Here is a 15,206-nt window from a genome sequence, read left to right as displayed (position 1 = left end):
GGCATTCGCAGCACTAATTCCCTCGCAATCGTTTGCTTAGTAGAACGTCGGTACGAGTTACCATGCAGCCGCGCGAGGGCGCACTGGCGCGGCACTTCCGGTTTGTCACGCGGAAGTTCCAGCAACTTGCGTAGAAGTGTTGGCCAGCCACCCTTGCGGGCTTCCGGTCTGATTTAGGCTCATATCGCTCTGCCGACGTTCTGTAACCTAAAAGGACCACCGGAAATGAACCTGAATAGCCATCACGCATGTCGCCCGTTCCTTGAAGCGGGCAATCTGACGCAAATCGCCGCTTATTACGAAGAAGAACGCAACATCATGTGGATGATGTTGCGTGCGCAACCACGTCCGTGCTTTAACCTGGAACTCGTGCACGACATTCTCGGGCTCGCGCAGGCCGCGCGCGAGTCAGGGCTGCCGATCGATTTCTGGGTGACAGGCTCAGTGATTCCAACCATGTTCAACGTCGGCGGCGATCTGAGCTTCTTTGCCGATGCAATCCGTTCCGGTAAGCGCCAGGCACTGATGTCATACGCGCGCGCCTGTGTCGATTGCGTGCACGCGGCGGCGCGCGGCTTCGATACCGGCGCGATCTCGATTGCGATGATCGAGGGCACCGCGCTGGGCGGCGGCTTTGAAGCGGCACTCGCGCATCACTTCATCCTCGCGCAAAACGACGCGCGCATGGGCTTCCCGGAAATCGCCTTCAACCTGTTCCCGGGCATGGGCGGCTATTCGCTGGTGGCCCGGCGCGCCGGCATGCGTCTGGCCGAAGACCTGATCGGCGGCGGCGAAGCGCATACGGCGGAGTGGCATGCGGACAAAGGTCTGGTCGACCATCTGTTCGAACCGGGCGAAGCGTATATCGCGACACGCACCTTCATCGACTCGCTGCGGCCCAAGCTGAACGGCATTCGTGCGATGGTGCGCGCGCGTCAGCGCGTACTGCAGTTGTCGCGTGCCGAGTTGATGGAGATCACCGAAGACTGGGTCGAAGCTGCTTTCACGATCGAGGAAAAGGATCTCGCGTTTATGGAACGGCTCGTGATGCTGCAGAACCGCCGCACGTCGAACTTGCGCCAGCCCAGCGCAAACGTCGCGTGATGCCGCGCATGATGTCGTATCGGACGGGCAGCCGCACCGTGTACGTGGCGCAGGTGCGGATGGCGGGCAGGGTGGCAGCGCAGCGCGGGTGTTGCCACGGAAGATGCGGATGGCTTGAGCAGTCCGTTTAAGCAAGCCCGGCCAGACGTCGGCGGCTTCACTCACAACGCTTTACCCGCATGGTTGCAGCAACGGTCCTGATGATACGAGTCGGCAGAAGCTCCCGGCGGCAGCCGCAGGTTGCCGCCGCAGCCCGGTCAGGCAATCAGCCGGACCTTCTGTCGGTCGCTCAACCATTGCTCGAATTCAGCGGCCGGCATCGGCTGGCCGTAGAGGAAGCCCTGTACGTATTCGACACCGAGCCCCCTCATGAACAGCTCTTCGGCTTCGTTCTCGATGCCTTCGGCCACCACCTGCAGTTGCAACGCCTGCGCGACCGCCACCATCGAGCGCACCAGCGCCTGTGCCTTGCGGTCGGAATTGATCGAGCGCACGAAGCTGCGGTCGAGCTTGATCACGTCGAGCGGAATGCGGCCGAGCTGCGACAGCGACGAGTAACCGGTGCCGAAGTCGTCCAGATGAACCTGCGCGCCGAGCTTGCGAAATTGCGTGATCAGGTCGATCGCGGCGGCTTCGTCTTCGATCAGGCAGCTTTCAGTCAGCTCGAGATCGATCAGGCAAGGATCGAGATTCGCGCATTGCAACGCTTCGCTGAAGTGACGCACCACGGCGGTGTCGACCAGTTGCCGCGCCGACACGTTGATCGCCACGCGCAGCGGCATGCCGCGCGCCTTCCATTGCGCGGCCTGGGCGGCGGCGGTTTGCATCACCCAGCGGCCGAGCGGGCCGATCAGACCGGACTCCTCGGCATAACGGATGAACTCGCTCGGCATGATCTGCCCACGCTCCGGCGAATTCCAGCGCACCAGCGCTTCGACGCCATACACGGTGCCGGTGGCGAGCGACAGCTTTGGCTGGTAATGCAGCGTCAGCTGCCCTTCTTCGAGGCCGCGCCGCAGATTGGTGTCGAGCCACATGTATTCGGCGACCCGCCGGTTCATCTCCGGCGAGAACACGCGGTAGGTGCGCTTGCCGCCGTCTTTGGCGACGTACATCGCGGTGTCGGCGGCGCGCACCAGCGATTCGAGGCTGTCGCCATGTTCCGGGAACAGCGCGATGCCGATCGAGCAGCCGGTATACACCTCCACCAGACCGAGACTGAACGGCGTACGCAGCCGCTCGAGAATGCGCTGTGCAATCGCTTCCAGCGATGCGGCGGTGGCGTTCGGTGACAGTACGATGAACTCGTCGCCGCCCAGGCGCGCTAGCGTATCGCCGGCTTCGAGGCAATCGCGCACGGTGGCCGACACGTCCTGGATCAGGCGGTCGCCGAACACGTGCCCATAGTGATCGTTGACCTTCTTGAAGTTGTCGAGATCGAGAAACACGATGCCGACCGATTCGCCCGGCGGGGCGCTCGCAATCGCGGTGCGGATCATGTCCTGGATCGCGTTGCGGTTCGGCAGGCCGGTCAATGAATCGGTGTTCGCGAGTTCGGTCAGGCGTTCCTGCGCGCGGCGTTCTTCGGTAATGTCGGTGCCTGAGCAGATCAGGAACTGCTCGTCGATGCCGCTGCCGCTTTGCACGAACTTGTTGCGAAACAGGAAGAGCCGTTCGCCGTGCACGGTGCGCACCTGCCGTTCGACTTCGTACGACACGCCCTGGTTGAAAAAGCCGGCGATGTTCTGGCTCGACGCCGCTCCGGCTTCCGACGACATGAACAGCGCCCACACGCTGCGGCCGACCACATCTTCTTCTTTCATGCCGGTCAGCTCTTCGGCGAGCCTGTTGAAGCGCTGTATACGGCCATTACGATCGACGATCACCACCACCGAGTTGACTTCCGACACCACCTGCTCGGCGAACGACAGGCCGTGTACCAGATCGCGCGCGACCGATTCGGTGTCTTCGAAGGCGGATGCGGTGCCGGCCCATGTGTTGCTGTTCAGTTTTTTGCCGACAAGATGCAGGCGCATTGATTCGCCGGAAAGGTGCACGTCGAGCATCAGGTGCGCGGTGATGCCGGTGAGCTTGCGGATCTGCGCGGCCTGCTGCGCGGACAACGCGATCACAGCCGTGGCTGGACCACCGCCGGTAACCGGTGACAACTCGAGCGCATTGCTGTCGTTCGACAGACGCCAGCAAGGGCTGTTCGTGCCGAAACGTGCATAGAGCACCTCATGCACCTGATCGTAGTGGTCGTCGTTCATGAAGGCGGTGTCCGGGCAAAAATTGCCACCTGTGCGGAACAGGCATGCAGCGTTTTGGATGGCGCAGATCGTCTTCCTTGAAGCTGTCCCCATTGTATCGAAGCGCGATCATTTTCGGGCTCCGAACAGGTTAACGGTTTAGCTCAGATCATTCTTTATGGCAATTGGTGGCTTGCCTGTACCGGCCAATTCGTGGCCGACGCAACGATTTTTCTGCAGTCGTGCATAGCGTTGCAGCTATCGGCGTGCCATCCCTTCAAACGATTTGCTCCGTTACGGTGCAGTGTGAAACCTGCAAGCGCGTCGATGTGTCGCGAACGGTGTGGCGCTTCGTGCAGATCGATGGCGATGCGTGCAGAAATATCAGAAATTTTTTCCGCATCGGCGTGGTTGCGACGGCAACTGGACTGCAATTGCAACCGCAATCCTGAGCGCAGCGCGAGCAGCGATCCGCGCGCTGCTGCAGTTTCAACGCCGCCGTGCAAGATGGACGCGCATCTGTTCCTGTGTGGCGGCGTCCGGCTCACCGGAGTAGGCGAATTCGCCGGCGCTTAGCGTGGCGACCGGTACGCCGTCGCGGAACAGCACGCGGTTGCCTGCCACGGCCGGTATCTTGTCGCCGGGCAGCAGCGTGCCGACCAGGTTCAGCGGATCGGTTGCGGCGATGCCGACATACGCGCCGTCGTGCGCGTGTCGACGTGTTTCGCGTAGCAGTGGAATCGCTTCCGGCAGCGCGAACTGTTCGCCTGCCAGCCCGTTGACGAAACGTCCGCCGCGCACCTGGCCGCGTGCCTCGAGCCGCTGATAGACGCGCAGCAGATCCCGCCACGGCGGCAGCCACTCGGCCTCGCGTTCGAGCAGCCGCCAGAACACGACGCCATAACGGCGCAGCAGACTCAGCGCGATGTGCTCGACCACCTCGGGAGCAAATGCCGCCACGCGCGTGGCGGGTACAGTCGCGCGGCGCGATGCCGGCGCGTGGTCGGCGGGTTCATCCGGCGCAGTCTTGCGCCGCTGCACGAGCGCCCAACGTCCGGCGTCGTCCATGCCGCCGATCAGCGGCTGCACCGCGCGGCGCCGGCCGAAATGCGAAGCGGCGCGCCTGGCCGCTGGTTTGAGCAGCGCACGCAGGCCAGCGAAGCTATCCGAATTGACGAGGCCCGCGGCGACCAGTTCGCCCAGCGCAGTCTCCAGTTCGACTGGCAGCAGATGCACGTCGGCCAGCAGTTCGTCGAAGAACATCGCGCCATGCTGGCTGAGCGCATCGCGCACCAACTGCGCACGCGACGATAGTTCGACCGGCTGTTGCGTATCGAACAGCGCGCCCCATACCGCCAGATGTCGACGCGGCAACAGCACCACCGGCGTGCTGCGCACCGGTGAACTGACGGCGCGCGTGCGTTCGGTCAAACGTGTCCAGACGATCTTGCCGGCGCGGCACAATTCGTCGAGCAGCAGTGGCGAATAGTCGGTCAGCCGTGCCGGCAGGATGTCTTCCTCCCATGCGCCGGCCGCTGCTTCATAGCCTTCGAGCTGATCGAGCACGGCTGCCAGCGCATCGCGGCCTGTGCCGCGCGTATCGGTCGCGACGCGCTGCCAGGCGAACAGAAAGCGCATGAAGTCGTGCCGCTCGACCGGTTCGATTTCGCGACGCAGCTTGCGTACCGTATACCGGTGAATGCGCGCGAGCAGGTGACGCTCGCACCATTCTTCGTCGGCGGCGTGCGGCGTGAAGCGGCCGCGCATCACGTAGCCTTCGGCTTCGAGTCGCGTCAGCGCCTGCGCGACCGCGGCGGCGGGCAGCGCAAGCGGGCGCGCGATGGCCGGCACCGGCAGTGGTCCAGATCCCGATAGCCGCGCACGGATTACCTCGACCAGCGCATCCGCTTCATCCCATGCATCCGCGTAGCCCTTGGGTACGCGCAGTTTCGGCGCAAGCGGCGCATTCGGGTACAGCGCACGCACGCAGGTGAGCCGTTCCACCGGTACCCATAAAGCGTCGTGCTGCGCGATCTGCAGACGCGTCGCGTGGCCCGATTGCGCGAGTTGCGCAAGCCATGCGGGCCAGCCTTCGTTGCGCGGCGCTTGCGCCTCGGCTTCGGTGACGCAGGCGAGGGCGCTCAGTGCTTCGTGCATCTCGTCGACACTGCGCACTTGCGGCCAGGCTTCCTCACGCACGCTGTCGATCGCGTCGGCATCGAGCGCGCCGAGATCGTCGGCGGCTGCCGGGTCGGTCCAGCGACGGTTGAGCACCGCCTGGGTGCGGCGCTCTTCGATCGGCGCATCGTCGAGATATGCATACGGCTTGGCGGTCAGCACTTCCGCGGCGAGCGCGGACGGCGCGGGCAATTCGCGCGTGACGAGCCTCACTTCGTTGCGCTCGATCCGGCGCAGCAGCTGCAGCCAGCCGTCGCTGTCCATCGCGTCGTGCAGGCAGTCGTCGAGGGTCTGGTCGACCAGCGGATGGGCCGGCAGCTCGCGTTCGCCGGCGAGGTTTTCCGCGCACGCTACCTGATCCGGGAACACGGCGGCCAGCAGGTCTTCGCCGCGCATCCGCTGCAGTTGCGGCGCGGTCTTGTGGCCGCCGGTATAGCGCGGCAGCGCGAGCGAGGTGGTCGCGTTCCAGCGCCACCGCACGTTGAACAGCGGCGCGTCGAGCAAGGCCTGGATCAGCACGTGTTCTGCGCTATTCGAATGCAGATAGCGCCAGACGTCGTCGAGCGGAAAGCTGTGGCTGCCGGTCAGCGACAGGACGATTGCGTCTTCGGTGGCGGCGGCCTGCAGTTCGAAGTTGAAGGTGCGGCAAAAGCGCTTGCGCAGCGCGAGCCCCCACGCGCGGTTCAGGCGGCTGCCGAACGGTGTGTGGATAACAAGCTGGGTACCGCCTGACTCGTCGAAAAAGCGCTCCATCACCAGTGTGTCGTGGGTCGGCAGCGTGGTGAGCGCGTTGCGGGCGCGCGCCAGATAATCGACGATCTGCTGCGCGGCAGGCTTCGGCACGCCGAGTTCGTCGCCCAGCCAGCGGATGGCGCGCTCGAGCGGTGCGTCGGCGTGGGCGCGGTCGGTTACGGCGGTGGCGGATGACATCACGGAGGTCGCGCCGCTGGGCTGTGCACCCGCGTCAGCCTTAGCCTTAGCCTTCGCCTTGGTCGCCCGCACAGGCGTAGTTGCCTCTGCTTCCGCCTGCGTTGCGGACACCACCATCTCGCCGCTCAGACAGCGCTCGATTTCCTGGCGCAACCGCGCCACGCCAAACGACAGTTCATCGCTGCGCCCCGGCGCCTCGCCGAGCCAGAACGGAATATTCGGCGGCTGGCCCTGCGCGTCCTCGACGCGCACGCGGCCGCTCTCGACGCGCATGATGCGATACGACGCATTGCCGAGTTGAAACACATCGCCGGCAATGCTCTCGACCGCGAAGTCTTCGTTGACCGTACCGACCTGGATGCCTTGCGGCTCGAGCACCACCGAGTAATCGGCGTTCTCCGGAATCGTGCCGCCCGAAGTGACTGCATACAGCTTGCCGCCGCGCCGGCCGCGCAGCGTGCCGTTCACCGTGTCGCGATGAATGTAGGCAGCGCGCGGACCATGGCGTGTGGTGAACCCGTCGGCCAGCATCTTGACCACTGCGTCGAATTGTTCGCGCGTGAGTTGCGCATACGGCGCCGCATGCCGGCAGCGCTCGAACAGTGCATCTTCACTCCATGGCTGGCTGCACACCTCGGCGGCGATCTGCTGTGCGAGCACGTCGAGCGGCGCGCGCGGAATGCGCAGCGCGTCGAGTTCGCCGCGCCGCACGCAGTCGAGCAGCGCCGCGCATTCGATCAGGTCGTCGCGCGATACCGGGAACAGGCGCCCCTTGGGCGTGCCGCCCACCTGGTGACCGGAGCGCCCGACGCGCTGCAGAAAAGGTGCAATCGCGCGCGGCGAGCCGAGCTGGCAGACCAGATCGACGTCGCCGATATCGATGCCGAGTTCGAGCGACGCGGTCGCAATCAGCACGCGCAGTTCGCCGCGTTTGAGGCGCTGCTCGGCGGCGAACCGGTGTTCCTTCGCGAGGCTGCCGTGATGCGCGGCCACCGCTTCCTTGCCGAGCCGTTCGGTCAGATGACGCGCGGCGCGCTCGGCCATGCGCCGCGTGTTGACGAATACGAGCGTGGTGCGATGCGTCGCGACCAGCTCCGCGAGCCGGTTATAGACCAGCTCCCACGTGTCGTTCGACATCACCGCTTCGAGCGGCACCGGCGGGATTTCGAGGGCGAGATCGCGCTCGCGTATATGACCGACATCGACGATCGCGCACGGCGCAGGCGTTGCGTCATCGATGCTCGCGCCGCCGACCAGAAAGCGCGCGACCGCGTCGATCGGCTTTTGCGTGGCCGACAGGCCGATGCGCGGCAGCGGTCGTTTACACAGTGCATCGAGCCGTTCGAGCGTCAGCGACAGATGGCTGCCGCGCTTGCTGCCGGCGAGCGCATGGATCTCGTCGACGATCACGGTGCGCACCGTCGATAGCATCGCTCGGCCCGAATCCGAGCCGAGCAGCACGTACAGCGATTCCGGCGTGGTCACGAGGATATGCGGCGCGCGCTTGCGCAGCGCGGCGCGCTCCTGCTGTGTGGTGTCGCCGGTGCGCACGGCGGTGCGGATTTCGAGCGGCGGCAGCCCGTGCTGCTCGAGTTCGCGCGCGATGCCTTCGAGCGGCACCTGCAGATTGATGCGGATGTCGTTCGACAGCGCCTTCAATGGCGAGATGTATACGACCAGCGTCTGGTCGGGCAGTGTGCCGCCGTTGTCGAGGCCAACGCGCACGAGCTCGTCGAGTGCGGACAGGAATGCGGTGAGCGTTTTGCCCGAGCCGGTCGGTGCGGCGACCAGCGTCGAATGGCCGCTGCGGATCAGCGGCCAGGCGGCCACCTGCGCATCGGTGGGAGCGGGGAAGGTTTTCGCGAACCAGCCGGCGACGACCGGATGGAAATCGGCCAATGCAGCGGTCAACGCAGCGGCCGGCGCAGCAACCCGCGCGCCGCTTGTCGCGGCGAAGTCTGAGACGGAATTCATGCGGCCGTAAATGGGGGCGCGGCGTGCCATATCCAGTGGGCGGCATGCCGCCCGTTTGCGTCTTCAAGCGCAAAGTCTCGCAGGTTTCGCGCCTGGCCGCCACGCGCGAAGCAGGGGGCGGATCGGAAGTGCAAGTATCACCACGTCCAGCGTGCGCCCGCCTCGCCGCCGATGCCGCGCTGATGCGAACCGCCGAGATTGGTCACCCAGCTCGCGGTGGCAAACAGGCTGGCGTTTTTGCCAACCTGCGCAACCACACCCGCGCCAAGCTGTGCGACGGTTTGCCCGACCTCGCTGCCGATTACCGTGGTGGCTGCGAAGGTCGCGCGATCGTCGCTGCCGAATGCGCGCAGCACGCTGGCGCGCAGATACGGCGCGAGTGCTGCGCCGCCAGCATCGAAATGGCCTTGCAGCCGCACACCGAGCCGCGCGACCACGGTGTTGCCGCTGTTGAACGTGACGTTCGATACGCCATCGTTCAGATCGTCAAGCGCCAGATGCTGCCAGATCAGTTGCGCCTGCGGTTCGAGCGTGACGCTGGCAGCGATCGGCACCGGCAGCCCGCCTTCGAGCGAGGCGGCTACCGCGTCGCCATGCGTGCTCGCGCCGATGCCGTCGCGCGAGTACGGATCGACGGTCAAGGCACTGCCCATCAGCAGTGCGTCGGTGTACCAGCCGCTCGCGCCGACATGCGTCCAGTAGCCGCCGACGCTGTACGCGTCGATGGCCAGATGCCCGGCGTCGAGATTCGGCGTGCTGAGCGCGAAGCCGCTGATGTCGCCGGCAGCGTGCGCGAAACCGATCAGGATCCCGTAGTGGTCGCGCGTGCCGCTCGCATCGCGAGTTGCATACAGATCGTGGCCGGCCTGCACGCCGTATAGCGTGCCGTCGAAACGGGCATCGGCCGCGCCAGGCTCATGAAGCGTGCTGTGGCCGCCCCAGACGCGGCCCCATGCGGCCGGGAGCTTGCCGTTGCCTGCCAGCAGTGCCTGGTCGCCCTGGCGGTCGTGAAAGGTGTCGACCTGCAGCAGGCCCAGTTGCCGCGCGACGCCGGGGGCTGCAGCGTAGAGCGGCACTTCCGGCCGGTACAACGGCAATGCCGCGGCACCGGCCGGCGGTGCCGCGGGCAGCGGCGGCGTGCCGGCGGCCGCCAGCGGCACGCCCGGCATCGGCGTCTGCGCGTCGGGTGTCGTGGCGGCCGGCAGCGGCGCAACGGTATTGCGCAGGAACCAGTCGCTGGCGGTGCCGGCCGTTACGCCGCCCTGCGCAAGGTAGTACGTATACGCGCCAGCTTTGACTGGCGCGGCGAGAACGAACGCAGACGGCTCGCTGGTCGCACCCTGCGCCGCTTCGACTATCCGGATACCGTTTGCGATGGTTTGCGCACCATTACCGCCGACATTGGCGATCTGCAGCGCCGTCGTGCCGCGCGCACTGCCGCCGTCGATCACGAGGCGATCGGATGGTGCGCCATCGGCGCCAAGCGTCGCATTCAGCGCGAGTGTGCCGCTCTGCCCGACATAGTCGCCCACCACGCGCAGCACGTTGCCGGGCGCACGCTGTCCGGCACCGAGACTCACCTGTGCGGCGTTTGTCAGCGTGCCGTTCACGGTAAAGCTACCGTTCGGTCCACCAGCGAACGCGGGCAGTGCATTGGCGACGGCCAGCGTGCCGCCGTTCTCAACCGCTCCGCTAACCGCGCCGTAGCCGCCGAGCGTCGCGCCAGCCGTAACCGTGATGCCGCCGTTGCCGGTGAGCGCGGCGTTAGTATGGGCCGCGTCGCCGATCGCGAGCGTGCCGGCGGCGACCAGGGTCGGGCCGCTGTAGGTGCTGACGTTGGTCATCGACAGCATGCCGCTGCCGCTTTTGGTCAGCGCGCCATTGCCCGTGACGGGCTGCGCGAGTGTGGTGGTGAACGACTGCGTATCGAAGGTGCCGCCGCCCGCGTCGAGTGCGATTGCCCGGGTCGGCGCGACGTCGAAGCCTTGCGCGAACTGCAACGTGCCGCCGTCGAAGTTGATGCTGCCGCTGGCCGTACCGAGCGCAGCGTCGGTGCCGACTGTCAGCGTGCCTTGCTGCAGTGTCGTACCGCCCGCATAGCTGTTTCCAGCTACGGGCGCCAGTGTCAGCGTGCCGGCGCCGGTTTTGCTGAGCGCGCCGCTGCCGGCAATCGAGCCGCTATAGGTGCCGTTCACATCCTGCTGGAAGCGCACGAGCCCGTTGTCGGTCACGTTGAGCGGCAGATTCAGCGCATTGGCTTGCAAGGTTGCGTGCGCATCGATCGTCGTCGCCACCGACGAGGTCGCGCCCAGCGAGCCGGTGAGGACCAGTGTGCCGCTTTGCACATGCGCTGACGTGAAGTTGCCGCTGCCGTTCCAGTCCCATGCGCTGCCTTGCATCAGCAGCGTCTGGAAGTTCGCGAACGCATTCGTCGCCGCTCCGGTGCCTTGCAGCGTGACGGTGTTGGTGCCCGCACCGCCGTCGGCCGTGCCGATGATCGTCGAGCCGGTTTGCAGGATCAGCGCATCGTTGCCGCCGCCCATCGCGATGGCCGTGCCGGCATTGCTCTGCACGAGGCCTGCATTGATCACCGTACTGTTGCCGTTCAACGTGCGGATGCCTGCCGCGCTTTGGGACACGATCTGTCCGCCCGCGCGGTTTTCGATCAAGGCGGTAAACGACGCGCCGGCCGTGTTCGAGAACACCGCGTCGGAGCCGGCGCCGCTTGCCCTGATCGAGCCGGTGTTGATCAGGTGATCGTTGTTGCCCTGCAGGTACGCAGTGGGACTTTGCGCACCGCTAGTGGTGAGCGTGCCGCGATTGTCGAGCGTACCGCTGCCGCCGAGAATCGACGCCGCGCGCGCATTGCTGCCGGACGTGCTCACCGTTCCGGCGTTGAGCAGCGTGTTATTCGACTGCCCGACGTTGGTTTGCCCCCATGCCGCGGTCATGCCATAGGCGTTGGGGCCGGTCGTCGCGATCGTGCCCAGGTTGGTCAGCGTGTTGCCGCTGCCGTTGGCGGCCATGCCGTCGTTGAATGCACCGCTCGTATTGAGCGTGGCGTTTGCTGCATTGGTCAACGTGTTGCCGTTAGCGTTGCCGAGCAGCACGGCACCGCGCATCGTGCCGCTGCCGCCCGAGCCGTTGAGTGTCAGCGTGCCGGCATTGGTAACGGTGCTGTTCTGCTCGACGCTAATGACAAGCGGGTTCGTCGCGTGTGCGAAAGTGCCGGATGCGCCCGCTGCGATCTTGACCGTGACGTTGGTGCTGCCCGGTTGCGCAAGTACTGCTGCAACGTCATTGCCGGTGCATGCCACCAGCGTGCCCGACGATGGCGCGCTGTTCGTGCACGCGGCCTGTGCATCGCCGAAGCTATCGGCGAGCAGCAGCGTGGCACCGATGCCAACCGTGCCAAGCGTCAGCACCTTGCTCTTCACCGGTGTTGCCCTCGTTGCGAACCTGCTTGATGTCCAAGACAACGCGCGCTATTTTCACGAATCGCGCTGTTGTGCCGGTGTATTCCGCGCGTTGGTTCGTGCTTTGGTTCGCGCGTTGGTTCGATTACCTATGGCCGGCGCGCGGCACTACGCCAGCTGCGTTGATTTATATGACACAAGTGCACCGCCCGCAACGAACAGGCTATTTGCAACGCAATATGAAGAGGCTCGCTCGACTCGGCCAACGCATGCTCACGGCGCGCGGCCGAACGCCTCGCGCAACTTGCGTTTTGCCTGCTGCAGCGTGTCACGACGTCCCTTCGGCAGGTTGCGACCCGCGCGGTTGATATAGAAGTTAAGCATCGACATTGCCGACTGGAACGGGGTGCTCTTGCGTCGCTTGCTATGCGTCGACGAGCGCTTTAGCGAAGCCGCAATATCTTGCGCGCTGCCGGTCTTGAAGATGTCTTTCTCGAGGTCCATCGCATCGCTGGTCGCCATGACGCGATGCGACCAGCGCCTCTGCTTGCCGGCCGCCGCCGGCTTCGCGCGCTGTGCGGCATGCGCATGGCGCTGACGCGGCGGACGGCCGCTCTTGCTGCGAGTCGATGGATGCGTCGTCATAGCTTCACTCCGCCTGCTTCGGGCGCGCGTGACGAGCCTGCAGGGATATCGCCGACACCGAACCTTACCGATGTTTCGTTGTTGTTGTTCCAGTACGGCTCGCGGCCGTAGTACTGGTGAACGGAGCTGGCCCATGTCGCATCGGCCATCGACGGCCAATGGGCCTTGTCGAAGCCCGGCGCATTCTTCACGCGTGCCGACGACATCGCCAGCAGAAAGCATTTGCGGTCCACGTCGAGCGTTAGCGCGCCCCATGGAATGGCGAGCAGCTTGTCGCCGATGCCGAGAAAGCCGCCGGTCGACAGCACCGCATAGGCGATACGTCCTGAGCGGACGTCGAGCATGATGTCCTTGATCTTGCCGATGTCGTCGCCATCCGCGCTCAGCACGCGGTCGCCGTCTAGTGTGGTGGCGGCCATGACTTCCGGGCCGGGACCTGTTGTAGTAGCGGTGTCGCGACGCGAGCCGACAATATCGGCGCCTTGATGAGTTGCCTGAGTCATTTCGGTTCTCCGAACGATTGCGATGCTTTTCGTCCAGCAACCGGTGTTCCATACGTGACGGTGGCGGTGGCGACGCGTCGCGGCAGCGCTTTACGGCTTCGCGTCACAGCCTGGCTCGAGTGCTTGCGTCGCGTCTGCGCGTCACCTCCGTGCTTCCCGCGTCAAGGCCGCGCGGCAATTTCGTCCAGATGCAGCAGCAAATCGGCCGGATCTTCATAGACCCGCAGTGCGCCGGCACGCTCCAGTTCTTCCTGCCCATAACCGCCCGACAGCAGACCGACGCCCAGCGCGCGGCAGCGGCGCGCGGCGAGCATATCCCAGATGCTGTCGCCGACCACCACCGTCTCTTCAACCGGTACGTTGAGCCGCGCGGCCGCCGCGACGAACAGATCCGGATCGGGCTTCGCGTACTTGACGTCGTCGCGCGTCACCACCACCGATTGCGCCGGGTCGACCCCCAGCGCGGCAAGATTGACAGCCGCCGTTTCCATTCGCCCGCTCGTGGCGATCGCCCATTTGGTACCGCTCGCGTTCAGCGCATCGAGCAGCGCACGCGCGCCAGGCAGCGGACAAACCTGCGCGTGCAATCGACGATAAGCCTGCGCATGTGCCTGGCGCAGCCGCTCGACGCGCTCGGCACTCATGCCGCCGCCGGTCTCGCGCAGCAGCTGATGCGTGAACAGCCCGCCGCTCATGCCGATCTTGCGGTGAATTCGCCACACCGACAATTCGATGCCCTCCTGATCAAGTGCTTCTTTCCACGCGAGCACATGTTGATAGACGCTATCGACGAGCGTGCCGTCGAGGTCGAAGAGAAACGATGTGGTAAGGCGCATGGCGTGATCCTCGAGATTGAAGGGCTGGGTGCCGCATTGATGCCGCAGCATGAACGATTTGCGTCGCGCCGCGATGCTCAGGCGCTGCGGCGCGCCGTCAGATCAGCTCAAGTGTATCTGCATGAGCCGACGCCGGCGATGCGGCGCACTGGCGCACGCCGCTGCCGCCGCGGCGCGGGGCACAGTGCTTGCTGAATCGTAGACGAGTCTGACGGCATGCATGGCGGTATCGGCTGCCATCAGTTTTCTACGACGATGGGAGAGACAACATGAAGCACACCAGCACATGGATTGCAGCGGCACTTGTCGCGCTTTCGGGCGCCGCTTTCGCACAGGGCGGCGGCGCCGGTGGCGCGGGCGGCGGCGGGGGCTCAACGGGGGGCGGTGGTGCCGGCATGGCGACCGGCAACGATACCGGTGCACAGAAAGCCGGCCCGAACGGCAGCGGCGCCAACGGTATGAACGGCATGAGTTCGTCGTCGTCGAAAATGCAGCACCATTCGACCAAAACCAAGCAGAAGAAGCCGATCAACGACACCACCAACATGCCGGGTGCCGATGCAAGCAGCGACACGAAAGGGCAATAACTGACGCCCGGCCGTGCCCGATCGGTCGAGAGACCATCAGGAGGTGAAGCGATGAGTACGATCTTGCGAAATACGTTGATTGCGGCATCGGTGATTACGCTGGCATTCAGCACAACTGCCTGCAAGAAAGCGGACACCGGTAGTCCAGATACAAGCGCCGCAACGGGCGGCAGTGGGGCGATGAGCGGCAATGCGGTGACCAACGGGCCGCTTGGTGCGAGCGGCGCGCCCGCTGCGGATGCGGCTTCCGGCGCCAGCCAGTAATAGCTGGAAGCGAGCAGGAAGCGAGCACGAAGCGGTCGACGCAATGCCCGTCGGCCACCGCGAACGCGTCACGATCCGCCGCTAGCCAACGCATTCGAGCAATGCGTTCGGACTTGCGGCGATCCATCGCACCGCACGCGAGCGTTTGAGAAAAACTGCGGCGTCAGGCGGACGGCGCGCGTTGCTTCTGGAGAGGAAATCATGCCGTCACCGGTTCACTATCAGGCCAATTTCTGCGGTGGAGACTTCCAGCACGTACAGGAATGTTTCGACCAGTGGAAACAGCAACCGGTGGTGTGTCACCAGGGCCAGACGATGTTCGAAGGCAAGCGCGAGGTTAGGCGGCTCGGCGGTGGACGTGTGTTCGACAGCAGTGAGGTCGCGCATCACGTGCTTGCGCTGACCTGCAGCCCGCGCGACCCCTATGCGCTGGCGGCAGAGATTCACGATCGTGGCCGCGGCATGTGGCTCGTGATGGCTTCCTACGACGACTGACGCCGAGGTACCCGGCAGCGGTCGT

Annotated in this window: 11 protein-coding genes; 4 read left to right on the top strand and 7 right to left on the bottom strand. The window is 65.2% G+C overall.

Annotated elements, in window-relative coordinates:
- Positions 1-225 precede the first annotated feature (225 nt).
- Positions 226-1,104 (top strand): crotonase/enoyl-CoA hydratase family protein, encoded by an 879-nt coding sequence (locus tag ACYVNQ_RS15375; protein WP_460903358.1) that lies wholly within the window; start codon positions 226-228, stop codon positions 1,102-1,104.
- Positions 1,105-1,361: 257 nt separating this feature from the next.
- Here the strand turns inward: ACYVNQ_RS15375 and pdeR are convergent, their stop codons facing one another.
- The 7 genes from pdeR to ACYVNQ_RS15340 form a co-directional block, all read right to left on the bottom strand.
- On the bottom strand, positions 1,362-3,374 hold the full coding sequence (gene pdeR, locus ACYVNQ_RS15370; protein ID WP_460903357.1) for a cyclic di-GMP phosphodiesterase: 2,013 nt from the start codon (positions 3,372-3,374) through the stop codon (positions 1,362-1,364).
- 155 nt (positions 3,375-3,529) lie between these two features.
- The gene (locus ACYVNQ_RS15365) at positions 3,530-3,859 is read right to left on the bottom strand and encodes a hypothetical protein (protein ID WP_460903356.1); all 330 of its coding nucleotides are present in this window, start codon (positions 3,857-3,859) and stop codon (positions 3,530-3,532) included.
- Entirely contained in the window at positions 3,843-8,435 is a 4,593-nt protein-coding gene (locus tag ACYVNQ_RS15360; RefSeq protein ID WP_460903355.1) for a DEAD/DEAH box helicase, read from the bottom strand. Before ACYVNQ_RS15360 ends, ACYVNQ_RS15365 begins: the two co-directional genes overlap by 17 nt.
- A gap of 137 nt (positions 8,436-8,572) precedes the next feature.
- Entirely contained in the window at positions 8,573-11,872 is a 3,300-nt protein-coding gene (locus tag ACYVNQ_RS15355) for an autotransporter outer membrane beta-barrel domain-containing protein (RefSeq protein ID WP_460903354.1), read from the bottom strand.
- A gap of 252 nt (positions 11,873-12,124) precedes the next feature.
- Entirely contained in the window at positions 12,125-12,496 is a 372-nt protein-coding gene (locus ACYVNQ_RS15350; RefSeq protein WP_460903353.1) for a DUF3175 domain-containing protein, read from the bottom strand.
- The gene (locus ACYVNQ_RS15345) at positions 12,493-12,999 is read right to left on the bottom strand and encodes a PRC-barrel domain-containing protein (protein WP_460903352.1); all 507 of its coding nucleotides are present in this window, start codon (positions 12,997-12,999) and stop codon (positions 12,493-12,495) included. The genes ACYVNQ_RS15350 and ACYVNQ_RS15345 overlap by 4 nt, the downstream gene beginning before the upstream one ends.
- 161 nt (positions 13,000-13,160) lie before the next feature.
- Positions 13,161-13,835, bottom strand: coding sequence for an HAD family hydrolase (locus ACYVNQ_RS15340; protein ID WP_460903351.1), 675 nt, complete (start codon positions 13,833-13,835; stop codon positions 13,161-13,163).
- A 269-nt stretch (positions 13,836-14,104) separates the two neighbouring features.
- Between ACYVNQ_RS15340 and ACYVNQ_RS15335 the strand changes: the two genes are divergently transcribed.
- The 3 genes from ACYVNQ_RS15335 (at position 14,105) to ACYVNQ_RS15325 (ending at position 15,181) form a co-directional block, all read left to right on the top strand.
- Positions 14,105-14,422 (top strand): hypothetical protein, encoded by a 318-nt coding sequence (locus tag ACYVNQ_RS15335; RefSeq protein ID WP_460903350.1) that lies wholly within the window; start codon positions 14,105-14,107, stop codon positions 14,420-14,422.
- Positions 14,423-14,473: 51 nt separating this feature from the next.
- Positions 14,474-14,686 carry a hypothetical protein gene (locus ACYVNQ_RS15330; RefSeq protein ID WP_460903349.1) on the top strand — a complete coding sequence of 71 codons (213 nt, stop codon included), beginning with the start codon at positions 14,474-14,476 and terminating at the stop codon, positions 14,684-14,686.
- A gap of 201 nt (positions 14,687-14,887) precedes the next feature.
- Positions 14,888-15,181, top strand: a complete 294-nt coding sequence (locus ACYVNQ_RS15325) for a hypothetical protein (protein ID WP_460903348.1) — start codon at positions 14,888-14,890, stop codon at positions 15,179-15,181.
- Positions 15,182-15,206: the final 25 nt, after the last annotated feature.

It is taken from the genome of Paraburkholderia jirisanensis, from assembly GCF_054782355.1.
The sequence above is the reverse complement of the archived record's forward strand: the minus strand, read 5'-3'. Positions and strand labels throughout refer to the sequence as shown.

Excerpts from the sequence above, each read along its gene's own strand:
- ACYVNQ_RS15375 (WP_460903358.1), top strand. The coding sequence starts at position 226 with ATGAACCTGAATAGCCATCACGCATGTCGCCCGTTCCTTGAAGCGGGC.
- pdeR (WP_460903357.1), bottom strand. The coding sequence starts at position 3,374 with ATGAACGACGACCACTACGATCAGGTGCATGAGGTGCTCTATGCACGT.
- ACYVNQ_RS15360 (WP_460903355.1), bottom strand. The coding sequence starts at position 8,435 with ATGAATTCCGTCTCAGACTTCGCCGCGACAAGCGGCGCGCGGGTTGCT.
- ACYVNQ_RS15350 (WP_460903353.1), bottom strand. The coding sequence starts at position 12,496 with ATGACGACGCATCCATCGACTCGCAGCAAGAGCGGCCGTCCGCCGCGT.
- ACYVNQ_RS15345 (WP_460903352.1), bottom strand. The coding sequence starts at position 12,999 with ATGACTCAGGCAACTCATCAAGGCGCCGATATTGTCGGCTCGCGTCGC.
- ACYVNQ_RS15340 (WP_460903351.1), bottom strand. The coding sequence starts at position 13,835 with ATGCGCCTTACCACATCGTTTCTCTTCGACCTCGACGGCACGCTCGTC.
- ACYVNQ_RS15335 (WP_460903350.1), top strand. The coding sequence starts at position 14,105 with ATGAAGCACACCAGCACATGGATTGCAGCGGCACTTGTCGCGCTTTCG.
- ACYVNQ_RS15330 (WP_460903349.1), top strand. The coding sequence starts at position 14,474 with ATGAGTACGATCTTGCGAAATACGTTGATTGCGGCATCGGTGATTACG.
- ACYVNQ_RS15325 (WP_460903348.1), top strand. The coding sequence starts at position 14,888 with ATGCCGTCACCGGTTCACTATCAGGCCAATTTCTGCGGTGGAGACTTC.